The 19,285-nt window shown below is 42.0% G+C and carries 13 protein-coding genes, 1 tRNA gene and 1 pseudogene; 7 read left to right on the top strand and 8 right to left on the bottom strand.

Going from position 1 to position 19,285, the window contains the following annotated elements; all coding sequences use genetic code 11:
• Nucleotides 1–249 precede the first annotated feature (249 nt).
• The gene (tilS, locus tag BACINT_RS16900; protein ID WP_007665221.1) at nt 250–1,581 is read right to left on the bottom strand and encodes a tRNA lysidine(34) synthetase TilS; all 1,332 of its coding nucleotides are present in this window, start codon (nt 1,579–1,581) and stop codon (nt 250–252) included.
• Nucleotides 1,582–1,743: 162 nt separating this feature from the next.
• Here tilS and feoB point away from each other — a divergent pair, with 162 nt between their 5' ends.
• From feoB to BACINT_RS16880, 4 genes and pseudogenes are all read left to right on the top strand, one after another.
• Nucleotides 1,744–4,215 carry a ferrous iron transport protein B gene (feoB, locus tag BACINT_RS16895; RefSeq protein WP_007665219.1) on the top strand — a complete coding sequence of 824 codons (2,472 nt, stop codon included), beginning with the start codon at nt 1,744–1,746 and terminating at the stop codon, nt 4,213–4,215.
• On the top strand, nt 4,212–4,427 hold the full coding sequence (locus tag BACINT_RS16890) for a hypothetical protein (protein ID WP_007665218.1): 216 nt from the start codon (nt 4,212–4,214) through the stop codon (nt 4,425–4,427). The genes feoB and BACINT_RS16890 overlap by 4 nt, the downstream gene beginning before the upstream one ends.
• Before the next feature lie 52 nt (nt 4,428–4,479).
• Nucleotides 4,480–4,551 (top strand) — tRNA-Cys (locus tag BACINT_RS16885).
• Between the two features lie 256 nt (nt 4,552–4,807).
• Nucleotides 4,808–5,035: pseudogene (locus BACINT_RS16880) on the top strand (hypothetical protein); the annotation flags it as partial.
• 60 nt (nt 5,036–5,095) lie between these two features.
• On the opposite strand, the gene BACINT_RS16875 reads toward BACINT_RS16880, so the two are convergent.
• Nucleotides 5,096–10,888, bottom strand: a complete 5,793-nt coding sequence (locus BACINT_RS16875; protein WP_044155333.1) for a DUF3320 domain-containing protein — start codon at nt 10,886–10,888, stop codon at nt 5,096–5,098.
• A gap of 241 nt (nt 10,889–11,129) precedes the next feature.
• On the opposite strand from BACINT_RS16875, the gene BACINT_RS16870 reads away from it, so the two are divergent.
• Nucleotides 11,130–12,995 carry an SLC13 family permease gene (locus BACINT_RS16870; protein WP_007665215.1) on the top strand — a complete coding sequence of 622 codons (1,866 nt, stop codon included), beginning with the start codon at nt 11,130–11,132 and terminating at the stop codon, nt 12,993–12,995.
• 24 nt (nt 12,996–13,019) lie between these two features.
• Nucleotides 13,020–13,559: a TlpA family protein disulfide reductase gene (locus tag BACINT_RS16865; protein ID WP_007665213.1), complete on the top strand. Its 540-nt coding sequence runs from the start codon at nt 13,020–13,022 to the stop codon at nt 13,557–13,559.
• 23 nt (nt 13,560–13,582) lie between these two features.
• Here BACINT_RS16865 and BACINT_RS16860 read toward each other — a convergent pair whose 3' ends face one another.
• A complete protein-coding gene (locus tag BACINT_RS16860; protein WP_007665211.1) occupies nt 13,583–14,314 on the bottom strand; it encodes a class I SAM-dependent methyltransferase in 732 nt (243 codons plus the stop codon).
• 110 nt (nt 14,315–14,424) lie between these two features.
• Between BACINT_RS16860 and BACINT_RS16855 the strand changes: the two genes are divergently transcribed.
• A complete protein-coding gene (locus tag BACINT_RS16855) occupies nt 14,425–14,607 on the top strand; it encodes a hypothetical protein (RefSeq protein ID WP_044155084.1) in 183 nt (60 codons plus the stop codon).
• A gap of 85 nt (nt 14,608–14,692) precedes the next feature.
• On the opposite strand, the gene BACINT_RS16850 is transcribed toward BACINT_RS16855, so the two are convergent.
• From BACINT_RS16850 to BACINT_RS16830, 5 genes are all read right to left on the bottom strand, one after another.
• Entirely contained in the window at nt 14,693–15,070 is a 378-nt protein-coding gene (locus tag BACINT_RS16850) for a VOC family protein (RefSeq protein ID WP_007665209.1), read from the bottom strand.
• 19 nt (nt 15,071–15,089) lie between these two features.
• The gene (locus tag BACINT_RS16845) at nt 15,090–16,220 is read right to left on the bottom strand and encodes a DUF4468 domain-containing protein (RefSeq protein WP_007665208.1); all 1,131 of its coding nucleotides are present in this window, start codon (nt 16,218–16,220) and stop codon (nt 15,090–15,092) included.
• A 12-nt stretch (nt 16,221–16,232) separates the two neighbouring features.
• Nucleotides 16,233–16,964: an MBL fold metallo-hydrolase gene (locus BACINT_RS16840; protein WP_007665207.1), complete on the bottom strand. Its 732-nt coding sequence runs from the start codon at nt 16,962–16,964 to the stop codon at nt 16,233–16,235.
• An 81-nt stretch (nt 16,965–17,045) separates the two neighbouring features.
• On the bottom strand, nt 17,046–17,750 hold the full coding sequence (locus tag BACINT_RS16835; RefSeq protein WP_007665206.1) for a pirin family protein: 705 nt from the start codon (nt 17,748–17,750) through the stop codon (nt 17,046–17,048).
• A 103-nt stretch (nt 17,751–17,853) separates the two neighbouring features.
• The gene (locus BACINT_RS16830) at nt 17,854–18,861 is read right to left on the bottom strand and encodes a 2-hydroxyacid dehydrogenase (protein ID WP_007665205.1); all 1,008 of its coding nucleotides are present in this window, start codon (nt 18,859–18,861) and stop codon (nt 17,854–17,856) included.
• Nucleotides 18,862–19,285 lie beyond the last annotated feature (424 nt).

Genomic DNA, 19,285 nt, shown 5'->3' with positions numbered 1-19,285 from the left:
GGGACTGAAAGGCATTCACTCAACGAGTCGGAGGAGTAGCTGAAGGAAAGGAAGAAATTTACGAGTTTTTTGTAAGTATAATTACCAACTGATGAAATATACAATGAATCATCATCTAACTCATATCGGAAAAGAAAGGAATACAAGAGTGATAAGGTGGTAAGGTGATAGGGCGATAAGGCGATAAGGTAGCTGCGCTATATACCACAGAGCGTTATCCCGCTATCACTTTATCACCCTACCACTTTATCACATTTTGTTCATAACCGTATAATTAGGAATAAACTTCAGAATAATAACTTTCTGTGTTTGGTCGTCTATTCTGAAACGGTTATCAGTACGTTCGCCTATCAACCAAATGATATGGGAATCACTGCAAAGCACCCATTGTTGTTCTTTGCGGGAAAGGGAGAATTTCCGATCAGTAAGGTAGTCACTGACCTTTTTTTGTCCGGTCATACCAAAGGGAACGAATGTGTCGCCTTGTCGGCAGCGTCTGACTGTGAGAGGTTGTTTTAGTTTGTCTGCATCGAAGCAAGCAGTGTTTCGGTCGCGGGGAATGATGAAATCATCCGTGACTTCTAATTCTTCCATTGTTAGACGGAAGGGCAGGGCAGGGTCATCCGGAGAAAAGACTGTTGAAGCATCTTCTGAATAGACCGGTTCTATCAGCAGAAGCTCCCGGTCTTTAATCACACGCCATTCTCTGCTAAGGAATATCTTTCCCGGTTGTCCGTTCAGGGAGGTGAAAATATCTTTGATCTGTGCGCTGTTAAATCCTAATGGAGATAAGATCTCAAATAATAAAGTTTCCGGTGCAGGTTCTTGGAGCAAAGCACTGATTAGGATACCTTGTTCGGTTTGCACTTTCTGCTTACCTTCTTCTATACCTTTCTTATATAAGAGAGCTGCATCATTCAGATGTTCTGAGGTGCGGAGAAGGCTTTCTTTTACGGAGGGATTGATTTCCTGCATAAGAGGCAATAGGTTGAGGCGTATCTTGTTGCGTGTATATTCGTCTTGCAGGTTGGTGCTGTCCGTTACGTAAGATTGCCCGATTTCTTGTAGGTATTCGGTTATTTCTTTCCGGTCGAGGCATAACAAAGGACGGACAATGTTTCCGTTTTTGGGGCGGATACCCAATAGCCCGTTGATGCCTGTTCCGCGGATAAGGTTGAGCAGGAGAGTTTCTACACTATCATCTTTATGATGGGCCACGGCGATAACGTCGGCCCCTTGTTGTAGACGGAGCTGTTCAAACCAGGCATAACGTAATTCCCGCGCTGCCATTTCAATGGATATGTGGCGCTTTTCCGCTTCTTCCATAGTTTGGAAATGTTGGACATGTAACGGAACTACCAGTTGCAAGCATAGTTCGCGGACAAACATTTCATCTCGAACCGACTCATCTCCCCGCAGATGGAAATTGCAATGTGCCGCCTCGCAGGTGTACCCCATATCAAGAAGTAGACGCAACAAAGCTACTGAGTCCGCTCCGCCACTCAGCGTTACCAGTATTTTGTCTTCTCGTGTGAAAAGCTTTTCCTGATCAATGTATTGCTCTATTTTCTTTTTATTCATAGTGGTGCAAAGATAATATTAACGAATTGAATTCTTTCTAATTCTTCGGAACAAAGTGGAGAATGGAGAATATTCCTCCTTATTTAAAAACAATCTAAATAATTTGTGGGCTAAATACAAATCATTTATCTTTGCATCCAAATTAAAGAAAGAGAGAAGACTATGCGTTTATCCGAATTAAAAACTGGAGAAAAAGGTGTAATCGTTAAAGTACTGGGACATGGCGGTTTCCGCAAACGAATTGTAGAAATGGGATTTATTAAAGGCAAGACTGTAGAAGTTTTGCTGAATGCCCCGCTGAAAGATCCAATAAAATACAAAGTAATGGGGTATGAAATTTCCTTGCGCCGCCAGGAGGCAGGGATGATTGAAATACTCAGCGAACATGAGGCGAAAGAGCAGGTGACAAAACCGAATTATCATCCGGGAATGAGTGAAGATATTTATCCGGGGGAAGAAGAACTGAAACGTATCGCTCTTGGTAAACGTCGTACCATTAATGTTGCATTAGTGGGTAATCCAAACTGTGGGAAAACTTCTCTGTTTAATATTGCTTCCGGTTCACACGAACACGTTGGTAACTACAGCGGGGTTACAGTGGATGCCAAGGAAGGCTACTTTAATTTTCAAGGTTATCATTTCCGCATAGTCGATTTGCCCGGTACATATTCGCTATCAGCATATAGTCCTGAAGAAATGTATGTCCGTCATCATATTATTGATGAAACACCGGACATTGTTATCAATGTGGTAGATTCGTCCAATCTGGAACGTAATCTGTACCTCACTACCCAGTTGATTGACATGAATGTGCGTATGGTGATGGCTCTCAATATGTACGATGAACTGGAAGCCAGTGGTAACACGCTGGATTACATGAAACTGAGTGAACTCTTTGGTGTTCCTATGGTTCCTACTGTTTCACGTACGGGTAAAGGCATCGAAGATCTTTTTCACGTTGTTATCAGTATTTATGAAGGTGCCGACTTCCTCGATCAGAAAGGCAAAGTACGTACCGAAGTGTTGAATGACCTGCGCGAATGGCATCGCGAATATGTGCCCGGCTATACCGGTGGGGCTCATAAAGAGGAAGAAGTGCGTCATCATGGATTCTATCGTCATATTCACATTAATCACGGTCCCGAACTGGAACGTAGCATTGAAGAGGTGAAACGGGTGATTAGTGAGAATGAGGATATCCGTCATAAGTATTCTACCCGCTTTCTTGCCATCAAACTTCTGGAGAATGATCCGGATTTGGAAATGCTGATTAAAACTTTACCCAACGGCAAAGAAATCATAGATGTCCGTGATCAGGAAAGCCGCCGTATCCGAGACGTGCTGAATGAGGATTGCGATCAGGCAATTACCGATGCAAAATACGGTTTTATATCCGGTGCACTGAAAGAAACCTTTGTGGATAATCACTTGGATAAAGAACATACTACCCGTGTGATAGACTCCATTGTAACGCACCGTGTGTGGGGATTCCCCATTTTCTTCCTGTTCATGTATCTCATGTTCGAAGGTACATTCGTGCTCGGTGAATACCCGATGATGGGTATCGAATGGCTGGTAGAAACCCTCGGCAACTTTATACATGCCAATATGGCTGACGGACCGTTGAAAGATCTATTGGTAGATGGTATTGTAGGTGGTGTTGGTGGTGTGATTGTTTTCCTGCCGAACATCCTTATTCTTTATTTCTGCATATCGCTGATGGAAGACTCCGGTTACATGGCACGCGCTGCATTTATCATGGATAAGATTATGCATAAGATGGGGCTGCATGGTAAATCCTTCATTCCTTTGATTATGGGCTTCGGATGTAACGTACCTGCTATTATGGCTTCGCGCACTATTGAGAATCGTAAAAGCCGACTTATTACCATGCTCGTCAATCCGTTGATGTCATGTAGTGCCCGCCTGCCCATTTATTTGTTGCTGGTAGGTGCATTTTTTCCGAACAATGGTAGCTTGATACTGTTATTAATATATTCAATAGGTATCCTATTGGCGGTGTTGATGGCGCGTTTGTTCAGCCGTTTTTTGGTGAAGGGAGATGATACTCCGTTCGTTATGGAACTTCCACCTTACCGTTTACCGACGGCAAAAGTCATTTTCCGACATACGTGGGAGAAAGGTGCACAATATCTGCGTAAAATGGGAGGTATTATCATGATAGCTTCCATCGTGATATGGGCATTGGGATATTATCCTGACCATGATGCATATGAAACGGTTGCCGAACAGCAGGAGAATTCCTACATCGGGCAGATAGGAAAGGCTATGGAGCCGGTGATTGAACCTTTGGGGTTTGACTGGAAACTTGGTATCGGTATACTTTCAGGTGTGGGTGCTAAGGAATTAGTGGTAAGTACACTAGGCGTGCTTTATACAAATGATGCTGAAGCAGATGCCGTAAGTCTTGCCGAACGTATTCCGATTACACCGTTGGTAGCTTTCTGTTATATGGTGTTTGTATTGATTTATTTCCCATGTATAGCTACGATTGTAGCAATCAAGCAAGAATCCGGTAGCTGGAAATGGGCGTTATTTACGGCAGTGTATACCACGCTGCTCGCTTGGATAATGGCATTTGCTATTTATAGAATAGGAGGATTATTTGTATGATGAATTGGCAACAATGGGCGGTTGCAATCCTGTTACTGTTGTGTATTGTCCGGATCGGATGGGGAATTTATGCTTTTTTTCGCCGGACAAAAGAAAATGGTAATCCATGTGCAAATTGCGTAACCGGTTGTGACTTAAAGCGATTGATGGATGAGAAGCATGTAGAGTGTAGCGCCACGAAAAAAGAAAAGAAGAAAAAATGCTGCGGATAGTTGGTGTTTTCAAAAAATGTGCTACCTTTGCAACCGCAAATGAGAAAAGACTGGTTCCTTGGATGAGTGGCTTAGTCAGCGGTCTGCAAAACCGTGTACGGCGGTTCGAATCCGCCAGGAACCTCTAAATAAACAAAATGCCCTGAGTAGAAATACTCGGGGCATTTGTTGTTTATTGACCTTCAGTAATTTAGCTCCCCTGCCATTTGGATGGAAAATCGTGCAAGTGTAGACCGCATGTAGCCCGAGCTTTCTAAAACGATACGATTGTAGCACATGAAAAATATTAATTTTAGTTTTTTTCCTATCAATAATTATAGAATTCACCAGTTGTTATTATTTTCCCATATTACTTTTGTTACAAACCCAAAAAATACGCCATGAAAAAGGTTCTATTTATCCTATTTGCAGTTCAGTTTGTTTTAGCTCCCCATATAACGAAGAGCTATAGTGTTAATTTTATCGAGGATAGTTACGAATATTCGATAGTCAATCAAGAAAAGAAGACAGTCAAAAAAGACATTTTAGGCAATACGATTATTGAAGATGATAATGGTAATAAGATTACAATCAAAAAAGATATATTCGGAAATTCTACTATCGAAGACTATTAGGTAGATATTATTTTTCATTCTGTTTTTCCTTTCGGAAGAAAGTATCCATGAACCCTAATTATTCATGGATACCATTCCGTTCGCATGGCTGAATATTCCTTTATTAATCAGCAATTGTATGGTCTGTTCCGTTACCATATCTAGATTGTTTCCTTTCCTGCTAAAACCAAGAAGTTGGGAAGTCAACCGTTTCAGGTCTTCTATTGGCATGGATATCTGTTGCTCTATGGCATAACGGGCGGCACTCATAACTTCTAGGATTGGAATATCCAGAATGTCGCGTTTAGAATTGATGCGGTAAAAGTCGCACTCTTTAGCCTTCTCTTTATTCTCCCAGTAAATTATGGTATCTCCCGATAGGGGGTCTTTATATGCATCTTCAAGAAGGCTGTCTATAAATACCTGTAAACGGGTGGTAACCCTTGTTAGATTCCAAATTCGTAATATTCTTTTATATAGCAGAGTATTTGTTATGGGTTGTTCAATCTTGACTATTTGTTGAAGTTGTTTTTTAACCTGATAGGAGGAAGCCATTACGGTATCGATATCTGTACTGTAGCCTATATCGGGCAAGTCAGCAAATATATATTCTCTTTCTCGATTGTTCACTAACTCTACAACAGGTTCATTCTCTATACTGAATGTTTTCAGAACATTATTCTCTGTCGGAAGAAGAGGCTGTTTTTCTACTTTTGTATTTTTTAAATCTTCCAGCTTTTTGATGATGCGCTCCACGACGTTCTCCTTATGTTCAAACCAGTCGACGGACCATACACGCATTACATTCCAGTGGAGCATCTGCAAAACATTCGGTTGTACTATTTCACGGTCCCTTGTAGTCTTGGTTTCATAATAGTTTCTGCCGTCACACAATATCCCTAGAATATATGTATCCGGTTGCAATGGATTGACAATCGCTAAATCCACCTTAAAGTTTGACCGCCCTACCAGAGTATCCACTTTATAACCACGCTGAGTAAGTTCCTGTGCAATTAAAGTAATAAGATTACTTTGTTGCAGGTTCTGTAGTTGGATGGCCGGAATAGGTGAGGTACCGCGTTCTGCAAATTCAAGAAACCTCTTTAAGCCTTCCACACCTTTGGACTTTGTACGTTTCAAATCTATTTGTTCGGAGCGTAAGGTTGAGAAGATAATCATTTCATAACGTGCACGCGATACGGCTACATTCAGACGACGCTCGCCACCTTGATTATTCAATGGTCCGAAATTCATAGATACATAACCATTCCTGTCCGGGCCGTATCCTATAGAGAAAAGAATAATATCCCGTTCATCACCTTGCACATTTTCCAGATTCTTGATGAAAATAGGTTCATTACTTTGGAAAGCTTTTTCTTCCAATTCAGGATATTTGTTCAGCTCCTCAATGAGCATATCTTCTATCAGGTTTTGCTGTACCTGGCTGAAAGACACGACACCTATGCTTTTTTCAGGAACTTCAGATGTACGTAGCCGGTTCAGTATTTCTTTCACAATGGCTTCCGCTTCGGCATGATTGCTGCGTGTACGTCCTTTATCATACGTACCATCTACCTGAACTAAGCGTACTTTTGAAACTCTGTCATCCACAGAAGGAAAAGTATATAGCTTTCCATTGTAATACTGGGAATTACTGAAAGCAATCAGACTTTCGTGTTTGCTCCGATAGTGCCAGGTCAGGTAGCGGGATGGAATGGATAACGAGATGCAATCATCCAGAATGCTTTCCATATCGTCAAATTCAGCTTCTTCCTCATCTACTTGTGAAGAGGCGAAGAAACTTGTCGGAGGCATTTGCTTGGGATCGCCTACTACGACTAATGCGTTGCCGCGGGCTATTGCACCGACTGCCTCGCTGGTAGGCATCTGTGATGCTTCGTCGAAGATAACAAGATCGAACTTCTCTGCATCCAGATCGATATACTGAGCCACTGATATCGGACTCATTAGCATGCATGGGCATAGCTTGGGCAGCAGAGTTGGTATCTGGTCTATAATTCTCCGGATAGATGTGCCGCGTCCTCCGTTTGAAATGTTCCTTTTTAGAATTCCGATTTCGGAACTAGAGGCAGCTTCCATTGTCAGTGATGGTATTTTGGCTGCTAATCTACAGTATAGTTCCTTTTTACTCAACTCTTGAAAATCTACAGTCAACTGTTTGTATTTGCTGATCATTTCCTCAAATAGCAATCCGTTGAAAAGACGTAAAGTTTCGTCTGCATCAACGGTTTTTAGAGCTAATTGGTGATAAACGCCCTTCATATACGCATCAGAAGCTTCCGATCCGCTTTTATGCTTATCTGTTATATAGTTGATAATTACGGTTAAATGTAGGGATTCCAATTCTCTCTTACGGATGCACCATTGTCCCCAGTCTTTAATTTTATTGAAGTGAGTCAACCAAGTGTTCAGTAGAACCGGTAGTTTCATTTCAAGATTATTATCCGGCAGTTGTATGTAGCATAAACCTTTTATTTCATTGAGGACCGTATTCAATTCGTTGGATGTATCGATTAGTTGCCTGAATGTATTTTCATTAGACTGCTGGAATGCGTTCCAGTCAATACTGATTTTATTTGCAAATTGATTCAGAACTTCTGCAAATGGTTGTTGAACGATTACTGCATATTCCGATAAAGTGTTGTAAATCGTCGGAAGACTCTTAAGTATAGAATCAATATCATCCCATTTCTCTTTATTTTTCCTTCCTAAGAAGCCGAAAGAAGATGATAATTCGGAAGCTTGCTCTTGAATGATCTTATTATTCTTTTGATAAGCATTTAACTTTTCTAACAGGCTTGGTATTTGTGCTGCCTGCAAACTCGTATTGTAAAGTCTGAGCTTTTTCAGATAAGAACGTTTGGCAAAGAATTTAGGTAAGAACCATTTCAATTCGATAGCTTTCCATTCTTGCTGGAGGGCAAATGCATTTTCTTCCAGAATTTGGGGTGCATAGTCTTTACCCAGTTCAGCTTGTAACTGATCTCGCTTACGACCGGACAGGATAGTATCTTTCCATTCTTCTATCAAGTCGGTATTACCACCCATTTCCAATAACGTTTTATTCAGATATGGGATGGATAGAAGCTGGGTACACATCTTTCCCATCCAACTGATCCCATCCCAATTATCAGGTATCGAGATTCCCAGACTATTTGAAAGCAACTTTCTGTTAGCGGTAATCGAAGTGAATAAATTTATAAAGCGCCTGATTCCGGCCTGTAGTTTCTGAGAGCTTTCTATGGAAGTATCGTATGGTTCCAGTCCCTTTAACGGGTGGTCTTGCGGATGCCCTGTTATCTGAAAAACTGTATCCAGTTCCTGGATCTTTTCGCAAAAATCTGTCAGTTGATTCTTAGTGATGGAGGGTAATAGAGAAAAGTCGATGGACAATTCATCTCCCTGTATCGACAAATAATTTGTTATACAATCGTACAGAGAGAAGCCGGAAGCATGGGGATGATGCAACGCTTCCATATAATCGATTAATTTCTTTCTACGCTCGAATAATTGCTTTGAAGTACTTTCAAACTCAGCTGGAGACTGAATGTGAATGACTTCTATAGCTTTCTGAAGCTGAGCCAGAAAATGAGATTTAGTGACCTTGTTAGAATGTAGTTCCAGACAGAACGGATCTAATCCTATCTTAGTCAGACGGTTTTGTACTACAGAAAGTGCTGCCATCTTTTCTGCTACAAACAGCACACGTTTTCCTTTGTACAGGGCATTGGCTATCATATTGGTAATGGTCTGTGATTTACCGGTTCCCGGAGGACCATGCAATATGAAGCTCTTTCCTTCTCCTGATTCAATGACAGCTTCCAGCTGCGAAGAATCAACATCAACAGGAATGGCAAAATGGATAGGTTCAAGATTTCTATCTATTTCTCTGGCGTCAATCTCCGGAGTCGTATCCTGCCATTGAATACGATTTTCCATCAGACTGGCTATAATGGCGTTCTTTTTCAATTTGTCTGCATTGGTATGAATATCGTTCCACATGACAAACTTGTTGAATGAGAATAGCCCCAACATGGATTCTTCCACTACATCCCAACCTTTCATATTGCGGATGCAGGTACGAATCGTAGCGAATATCTTTTTCACGTCTACACCGCTGTCGTCTTTTGGCAACGGATTCAACCCGGAAAGATTAACACTGAACTGTTGTTTCAATAGTTCGACGAGCGTTATGTTCAATATAATTTCTTCGTCTCTGGTGCGAATGATATATCCACTTGAGCCTCCACGACGCACAATATCTACCGGTAATAGCAAGATAGGAGCAAAGCGTGGTTTTACACTCTTAGGAGACTCGTACCACTTCAAGATTCCTAAAACGAGGAACAGTGAATTGGCTCCATTTTCTTCAATGGCGGTTCGCGATGTACGGTATACAAATTTGAGTGAGTTCTGAAGTTCGCTTTCTGTCAGATAAGAACGGAGTTTTTTGTTTCTCAGCTCGCTGATTACTAATTCTTCCAAATTCTCTTTCCATAAAGAAGAATCATAGAGCCCTGTCTCACCCGGTTCTATTTTACTTTTAGCAGGACTGGATAATATCTGGTAGTTTTCTCCGGCTTGCAGATGATCTTCCAGATGATCAATTTCGAAAGATATGAATGGTATAACTCTTCTGCCAAGCCGGATGTTGATCAGATTATTGCGTAAAGAAAAGTCCAGTAGTTTTCTTTCCCAAATAATCTGCTTGGTTATTTCATCCTTGCTGTCCTCCAGCTTTATTTCATACCGGTCCAGTTGGTGTATTCTTTGGGTTACATTCTCATGTTCTATTCCACTGTTTTCTATTTGCCATTCACCGTTATGGTTTATGCGTTGCGGCAATGGGCGGATTTTATCCAGTCTGCACCTATATACATCGATAAACAGCTTGAATCTGTTTTCTTCTTTGAGCTCTTTCTGAGCCATTGCAGCAGCTTCTTCAAATGAAATATTTTGTGAAGATGCCAGTGCGGTTGTCTCTACTAATACAATGTCGCTGATACCATTTGCACTTCCTTTGAGTAGAAAGGAGGCATCATCGCCTACGGTTTGATGATAAATATCTTCTGTAAGCCATGCACCTACCAATATATGTCCTTTCAACAAGACTAAAAGAGGATGAATGCCATTGGCCTCCAGACAGGAAGCATAGAGTAAAGTCAGGTCTATACATGTACCCAGCTTACTGGTGAGTACATTATCTACCAAGCGGACACGCTGCCCCGAAGTTTCAAAGCTGGCCGGAACCGTAGAATATATTAAAGACTCAGACCGGAGAGCTTCATAAATAGCAGCTACCTGCGCACGCACTCGGTTGGGATCCTGTGTCTGATACTCGTCTAAGGCAGAGTTTCCGGTCCACTTTTCAAGGAATTGTGAGGCTTTTACACTAATTCTTGAAAGTATAGGGTGATTGGGAGTCACAAATGTCGCTAAGAGTTCGGGCATGATCCTGGAACCAGTCCACTGATCGTATGTCATCAGTTTGATGGGAAATGTTTGCTGATGGGCTATCTCACCGGAAATCGTAATAGTCAGATGAAAATTAGTTTCGATACCTTCTGTGAGTTCGATTAGCTTTTCACTTTCAGGTGATATTTCCAGATTGTTGATTTGTATGTTCTGTCCGGGTGGAATTATTTCAAGAATGCTTTCTGAGTATTTAATAAGTTCTCCGTCTATGGATACTTTGATGTTATTCCAGTCGACTTCATCACTATTCATGAGTTCGCAGAAATTGCATGAAGGCACATGATTGTGTATCATTGCATAATTAATACATGGTAGGTATTCCAGATGGACTGTTCCATTGAAGGTGCCTGTAATTGTGTTGTCGTTTCCCATTGCTGTTATAGAATTTAACTGATAAAAGGGGGGATCCCATACTATCATTTCCGGATTCAAAGTTATAAATATAATGCTAATAATCTATACTTTATTTATAATTTAGTGAGATATTTGTCGCTTATTTAGTTCAAAAAGGATTTACCCTATTGTCCATCGTGCTGATTTTTGTGATATTTGCAACGCCTTAGAACAAAAATCACTGTTGAATTGTTTAATAACTGATAAATTTTATATCTTTATGTATATTACTCTCATTATTTTATTCCTATCTGCGATATTCTTTATGAGTGGCAAAGTGCGTTCGGATTTAGTTGCGCTTTGTGCTCTGGTGTTACTAATTATATTCGGTATCCTGACCCCGGAAGAAGCATTGACAGGCTTCTCTAACTCCGTTGTTATAATGATGATAGGATTGTTCGTTGTGGGCGGTGCTATCTTTCAGACGGGATTGGCAAAGATGATAAGTAGTCGTATCCTGAAGTTGGCTGGTGACAGTGAGTTGAAACTTTTCGTTCTTATTGTATTGGTGACTGCCTTTATCGGTGCTTTTGTCAGCAATACCGGAACAGTAGCTTTGATGCTTCCCATTGTAGTCAGTATGGCTATGGGGACGCAGATCAATGTCAGCCGACTGTTGATGCCGCTTGCGTTTGCCAGTAGCATGGGAGGTATGATGACGCTTATCGGTACACCGCCGAACCTTGTAATTCAAGAAGCATTGACCTCTGCAGGATATACACCTCTTACATTTTTTTCGTTTACTCCTGTAGGATTGGTTTGTGTGGCTGTCGGATTGATAATCTTAATTCCATTGAGTAAAATTTTCCTGACTAAGAAAGGTGACAAGGATCGTAAGGGTAAAAAGAACAAATCGCTGAAAGAACTGGCGGGAGAGTACCAACTATTTCAGAATTTGTGTCGGGTGCAGGTCGAAAGTAAATCGCCTTTAACTGGAAAGACCATACAGGAATTAAGTATTCCACAACGCTATAATGTAGGTATAATGGAAGTTCGGCGTCAGTCATCCTCTTCTCGTCGTCACTTTTTTAAGACGATGAGCCAGGAAATGGCTGCTGCTGATACAGTTATTCAAGAGAATGATATTCTGTATGTATTGGGTGATTTTACGAATGTAGAACATTTTGCCGAAGAAAATACATTAAAGTTGTTGGATACCCATGCAGCGGAAGGTACGGTAGAAGCAAAAAGTGAAGAACTGGAATTTACAGAAATCGGTATTGCTGAAATAGTATTGATGCCTGCCTCCAATCTGGTAAATAAGCCGGTAAAAGATTCAGGTTTCAGGGAAAAATATGGTGTGAATATCTTGGGTATCCAACGCAAGCGCCAGTATATTCTGAAGAATCTAAAAGATGAAAAGATGCATTCGGGAGATGTGCTGTTGGTGCAGGGAACATGGGAGAATATAGCGCGTTTGAGTGAAGATCCCTCCGATTGGGTAGTACTTGGACAACCGCTTGCTGAGGCTGCTAAAGTAACATTGAATCATAAAGCACCTGTTGCTGCCATAATCATGTTGGGAATGGTGGTAATGATGATGTTCGACTTCATCCCTATTGCTCCGGTAACGGCAGTAATGATTGCAGGTCTGCTGATGGTGCTCACCGGCTGCTTCCGGAATGTAGAAGCAGCATATAAAACCATTAATTGGGAAAGTATCGTATTGATTGCCGCAATGATGCCCATGTCACTGGCATTGGAAAAGACCGGAGCATCCAATTTGGTATCTCAATCATTAGTCAACGGATTAGGTAGTTACGGACCTTATATATTGTTGGCGGGTATCTATTTCACCACTTCGCTGATGACTATGTTTATTAGTAATACGGCTACGGCGGTACTTTTGGCTCCGATTGCCCTCCAGGCCGCCATACAGTTGGATTTGAGTCCATATCCATTCCTGTTTGCCGTAACCGTGGCAGCCAGCATGTGTTTTGCTTCTCCGTTTTCTACTCCGCCCAACGCGTTGGTGATGCCTGCGGGACGTTATACATTCATGGATTATGTTAAAGTTGGTTTGCCTTTACAGATAATTATGGGAATTGTGATGATCTTTATGCTTCCGTTATTGTTCCCGTTTTAAGAATAACTTAAAAGTATAAGATTGATGAAAGTAGTAAAGAGTTTGATGTTTATCCTGTTTGTCCTTTGTGGTTTATCGGGCAAAGCGCAGGAAGTAGCTGCCGATAGCACCGGTTACATTGTAAGAGTAGGGGAGATGGCTCCCAACTTTACCATTACCCTGACAGATGGTAAGAAAGTTACCCTTTCCGAACTCCGTGGAAAAGTGGTGATGTTACAATTCACTGCCAGTTGGTGTGGCGTATGCCGCAAAGAAATGCCTTTTATAGAAAAGGATATCTGGTTGAAACACAAAGATAATTCTGCATTTGCCCTTATCGGTATAGACCGTGATGAACCGTTGGACAAAGTGATTGCATTCGGTAAGTCGACTGGCATTACTTATCCCTTGGGCTTAGATCCAGGTGCAGATATTTTTGCCAAATATGCGCTTCGCAATGCCGGAATTACCCGCAATGTACTGATTGATAAAGACGGACGCATCGTAATGCTGACCCGCCTGTACAATGAGAAGGAATTTGCTGCATTAACGAAGAAGATTGACGAAATGCTGTTAAAGAAATAATAACCAGAAAGTCCGGGTTGACCTTATTTTAAGGTCAACTTGGCTAAATAATTGTAGTGCTTTCCTTCTTTTATCAACTCCGCTTGGAAACCATTTTCGGCTGCATAAAGACTGAGTGTCTGGAAATCAATGTAAAGCCAGTCGAATGACTCTCCCAAGATATCCTTATATTGCATCTGGAAGTCTACTTCTCCATAATAGTCACCTGCCAGGTCGATCACAAAACTTCCGTCTTCTTCCTCAAACAGATAGCGCAGATCACTGGAATCCATAAAGATACAGCCACCGGGTTGTAGCAATTGCTTCATCCTTTTGAAGAAGGCAGGCAGATTTTCCAGTTTGCCGATGATTCCCGAACCGTTCATCAACATTAATATCGTGTCGTATGTCTCACGGAAATGCTCATCGAACAGATTGAGCAATGTGGCATGCCGTACGCCGCGTTGTTGCATAACTTCTACTGAAAGCGGCGAAATATCAATGGCATGTACCTCTTTGCCTGCTTCCTGCAAGGTAAGGCTGTGGCAACCGCTTCCGGCTCCCACATCCAGAATCTTTCCCGTAGCCAGTTGCAGGGCGGTACGTTCCAGAAGAGGCATCTGCTTTTCCGTACGAAAAAGTTCCTTTACCGGAATTTCATCCTCATCGAACTGTGAGGAGAAAACCCGTAGCCGTTCGGCCTTGTGTCGTTTATAATAATCGGCAATAGCAGCACCCATCGGGTCTTTATCAGCAGTAAGCAGCGTAGTGTTCATTCTATTCAATCTCTAAAAGTTGTCCGCAAAGATACGAAAAATGCAGTCTATTGGTAGAAAAAACTATCTTTGTGTCGGCTTATAAATATATATAGTAATAGAAACCGAATATGAGTATAGAAGATGCAATAATGGGCGGTATCGTCTTTAAAGGAAAAAAAGACAAGCCCAAGGAAGATGGAAAGGTAAAGACTAAAGCCAAGAAGAAATCGTATATTACCGGGAAACATGGTTCCGGTGCTGCCAAGATGAAGGCGGATATACGGAAGAAAAGGGCGAATCGTCATAAATAGAAAGTGATAAGGTGATAAGATGATAGGGGAATGTATGCTCATCACTTTATCACCCTATCACCTTATCACTCTATCATTTTATACTCTATTTTGCTGGAAGTACTTCTATCCAGTAATCGTCCGGATCATGGATGAAGTATAATCCCATAGCTGTATTTTCAAAGCATACCCAACCCATTTCTTTATGGTATTGGTGAATAGCCTCATAATCACCGGCAACACGGAAGCATAAATGGCTTTCGTTCTCTCCAAGTTCATAGGCTTGAGGATGATCTTTCAGACAAGTCAGTTCCAGAAGGAAACCTGTGCTGTTGTCTGTCAGGTAAACCAGCGTGAAAGAGCCGTTCAAGGCTTCTTTACGGTGATGTTCTTTCAATCCCAATGCTTTTTCATAGAAAGCAATACTACGTTCCAGATCGGTGACGTTGATATTAAAATGATCGAATTTAGCTTTTATTTCCACGTAATTAAGTAATTAGTTGTTATTTTACGAATGCCTTTAGAATTTCGCCTACATACATGCGTGGCTGACCTTCCATAGGAGCCTGTGAAGGCATCTTCTTACATTCCAGAACAACTGAAGGTTCTGTCTGGTTTGCCGGATAGAAGCGAACGGTGTAAGTTTCAGCAGCTTCCATCTGTTCGTAAGGTTGATCAGGTGAAAGGAAACTGAAGATAACAGGCTTACCTGAGGATTTTCCCAATGAACCACCTGCATTAGCTGTCATCATGGTCATATTGAAAGCATCTGTACCAATTACAAGTACTAATTTGCCTGCACCCATTTGGATAGCATTTGTCGGCAGTTGATCCGGAGCTACTTCTTTATAGCCGGGCATTGTACCAGAAGCAACAGGAGTGGCCGGAGTAAGCGGGGTAGCAGGTACAACGGTTACTTTGGTTGTTTCAGCCGGAGTTTTTACTTCTACTTCTGTCTTAGGAGTAATCACTATCGGACCTGAGCTAACAGCACTCTTTTCCTCTTTCTTAGCTTCCGGTTGTTCTGTTTCGGCTGCTTTCTTGGCAGTACTTGCACTAAGGGCTTTTGCTGCTCCAAGAGCGAGGTCATCTACAAAGTTGACTGTTTTTCTGCGCCATTTAGCAAGTCCGCGCACCAATTTGGTTTGAGCCTTATTCAGTGCATATTTGTCTACGATCCATTCCTCTGCTGTATACTTCTCTTTTCCTTCACGGTAATTGAAACGAATCTTTTCAACTTCCATTGTACACTTCTCGGGTGCACAAACCACGGACAGTTGGTAGAGTATCTTTGTACGGTCCAGTGAGAGTGCACTTGAGCTGAATACAATCCATTCTTCTCCCGTACCTACTATTTGCCCTTCTTCCGGGTTCGTATAGACTACGCGGCTGTTATTCTCATTCTTTTTCAGCCGTGCTTCCATCCATTTCTGCATGCGGTTGAAGATCTCTTCCTGAGACATGCCAGGAATACTGAATTCTTTGGTAAATACAACTTTTCCATCTACTTCGGGTACTGCTCCTGCCAGGTACTTGCTGTCGTCATCGTCTTTGTCCTTGTCTTTTTGAGCATGTACTGCAACAGGCAGGCAAATACATAAGAGTACAAAAAGGAGGTGTGTCAAATTTTTCATAATGCGTATGTTTTATTGATTAATATCAAAACTTTCACCCCGGTGGGTTATGGACAAGAAACGGCAACCTTTGCTTTCGGCAAACTCCCGGAAAGCATTTCCGCCTTTGTATTCCTCGCTGAAGTGCATAGGTACAAAGATAGTAGTTTTTATCCGTTCCACGAATTGTTCCGCACCTCTCATATAATCTTTTCCGATGCGGTTGTCCACTGGAAACATGGCTACATCTACCGATGGGGCGGTTTGCTGAAGGCATTTCACTTCGGCAAGGAAGTCACCTTCCGCTTTCCGGATTTCCTGCGGAGTGGATTCTTCGCTCCAATGCCAGTTATTCAAGTCTCCGGCATGGAAGAGCCGGACACCTTGCAGGTCAATGAGAAAAGAGATACCTACATCCGTGGAACCGAATGCTTCGATACGGATATTCGGGTCTTCGTACACATCCCCTTTATTTATATAGGTGGCATCCTCGCGCGTGGCACGACGATGTTTCAGGATGTCCTTGGAGAAGATATAGTGAATATCCGGGCGCTCGGCTTTCCATAAAAGAACTTCGCGATTAAAGTGGTCAGGGTGAAAATGAGAAGAGATCACATATAGTTCTCCGGGTCTTCCCAACAGATAGTCATGAACGATACCTTTATTATATTCCGTTTCAGAGGAATCTTTGTAGTAATCGATAATGACCGTCACTCCGTCCGCTTCAATTGCGAAGCCGCTATGGTAAATGTAATCAAGTTTCATGCACGGGTTAATTTATAGTGCAATATTACGAAAAACGCTACACAAACCTTTGGTTTTTGCTGTTATTTTTATCTAAAAGACTTACATCGGTACTTCCATCAGCAGAATGTGCGAGTCTTTTAGGGTTTCCAGCTCAAAGCTGTGGGTATCGTATACGCCCATGCCGTCACGGCGTGAAAGTACAGTGTCATCCACCTTCACTTCACCTTCAATCACGAAGATATACACGCCTGCGTGGGATTGGTGCATGTGATAGCCGATCTTCTTTCCCGCCTCTATTTCTCCGATGGAGAACCATGTTTGTTGCAACATCTTGGCAGGGGCATCGCCATCCGGCGAAACGATCAGTGCCAGTTCATTCTTCCGCAAGAACGGACGGATGTCGTAATCCCGATAGGCGGGCGGTGTATTCAACTTCTCCGGCATTACCCAGATTTGCAGGAATTCTACCGGTTCGGTATCGCTGCCGTTCATTTCACTGTGATAAATACCGGTACCGGCACTCATGGTTTGTATGTCTCCTATGGTGATGGTGCGGCTGTTTTTATTACTGTCACCATGTTTCAGCTTTCCTTTCAGGGGGATGGAGATAATTTCCATGTTTTTATGTGGGTGGATACCGAAGCCTTTACCTGCTTCTACACGGTCGTCGTTCAATACGCGCAATGCACCGAAATTCATGCGGCGGGGATTGTAATATGTATCGAAACTGAATGTATGGTGGCTGTCGAGCCAATCATATAGAGCACGTCCACGGCTTTCCGCTTTGTCTATTACTTTTTTCATAATTTATTCCTTTCTTTAAATGTTTGATATACATAAATAACAAACTGACTATGAAAATGTTTATAGTCGAATGTTAGCATTTATTTATTGAATATCTTTATTGCTAATTCTGAATTTTTACTTCATTCTCCGATACCTTTCCACTTTTGAAGTCTTTGATGTTCTGCAGGGTGGTGGTGGCAATGTTCTCCAGTGCTTCGCGGGTGAAGAAGGCTTGGTGCGAAGTTACAATCACGTTGTTGAAAGTGAGCAGGCGTGCCAGTACATCATCATCAATGATGCGGTCGGACTGATCTTCATAGAAATATTCGCTTTCTTCTTCGTATACATCCAGTCCGGCGGAACCGATTTTCTTGTTCTTCAGTCCTTCTATCAAAGCATTGGTATGTATCAGTTGTCCGCGTCCGGTATTGATAATCATTACGCCGTCTTTCATCTTGCTGATGGAGTAGTCGTTAATGAGGTATTTGGTTTGTTCCGTAAGCGGACAGTGCAGAGAAATGATATCCGAACTATGATAGAGTTCATCGAGTGTGGTATATACCACCTGGTGTTCGCGGGCAAAGTTATAGTCAGGATATAGGTCATATGCCAGTATGTTCATGCCGAAACCTCGCAAAATCATAATCAGTTTCTTGGCAATCTTTCCGGTACCGATAATGCCGGCTGTCTTTCCATACATGTCAAAGCCGAGCAATCCGTGGAGAGAGAAATTACCGTCACGGGTACGCCAGGTAGCACGGGGTATTTTCCGGTTCAGCGATAGCATAAGGGCAACGGTGTATTCTGCTACGGCATACGGAGAGTAGGCAGGTACGCGTACTACTGTTATGCCACATTCTGCGGCAGCTTTCAGGTCTACATTATTATATCCGGCACAACGCAGTGCCAATAGTTTAACACCATTATCAGCCATCATGCGGAGTACTTCCGCGTCTGCGGTGTCGTTTACAAATATGCAGACAGCGTCTACACCTTGTGTCAGTATCACGTTGTGTTTGTTCAGATGACCTTTATAATAACGAAGTTCAAAACCATACTCTTTGTTCTTGTCATTGAATGAAGCTTCGTCATAGGGCTTACTGCCGAAAAAAGCAATTGTATATGCCATAGTTTATGGAGTTTTTAGAATGTTCTTGATTACTTAAAAATAACATGTGTACGGCTGATAAAGTTCAAAAAGAAAGATGCTTTACGGATCTTATCCGTTGAATAGCCTTTTCTAACGTCGGAATATGACTTATACCTGTTGGCGGAATTAATTCATTCCGCTAACGGGTAACTTATATTCCCTTTGAGTATAACTCATCTATAGTGTCTTTGGGAGACAGTATATCATCAATGCCAATGATGATAGGAATCAATGGCATTGATGATAGGAATCATTGGCATTGATGATATACCCGGTTACTGACTCATCTCTATTATCTTCCGGACTGAAGGTAGATGCATCCTAAAGAAAGGAGAATTATCCCTGAATATACCCGTGAGTAGAGCAGACAAGTGGTTAAGCGTACGCTCAGTCCATCCGATTT

Origin of the sequence: Bacteroides intestinalis DSM 17393 (assembly GCF_000172175.1) — a bacterium.
GTDB lineage: Bacteria > Bacteroidota > Bacteroidia > Bacteroidales > Bacteroidaceae > Bacteroides > Bacteroides intestinalis.
The sequence above is the reverse complement of the archived record's forward strand: the minus strand, read 5'-3'. Positions and strand labels throughout refer to the sequence as shown.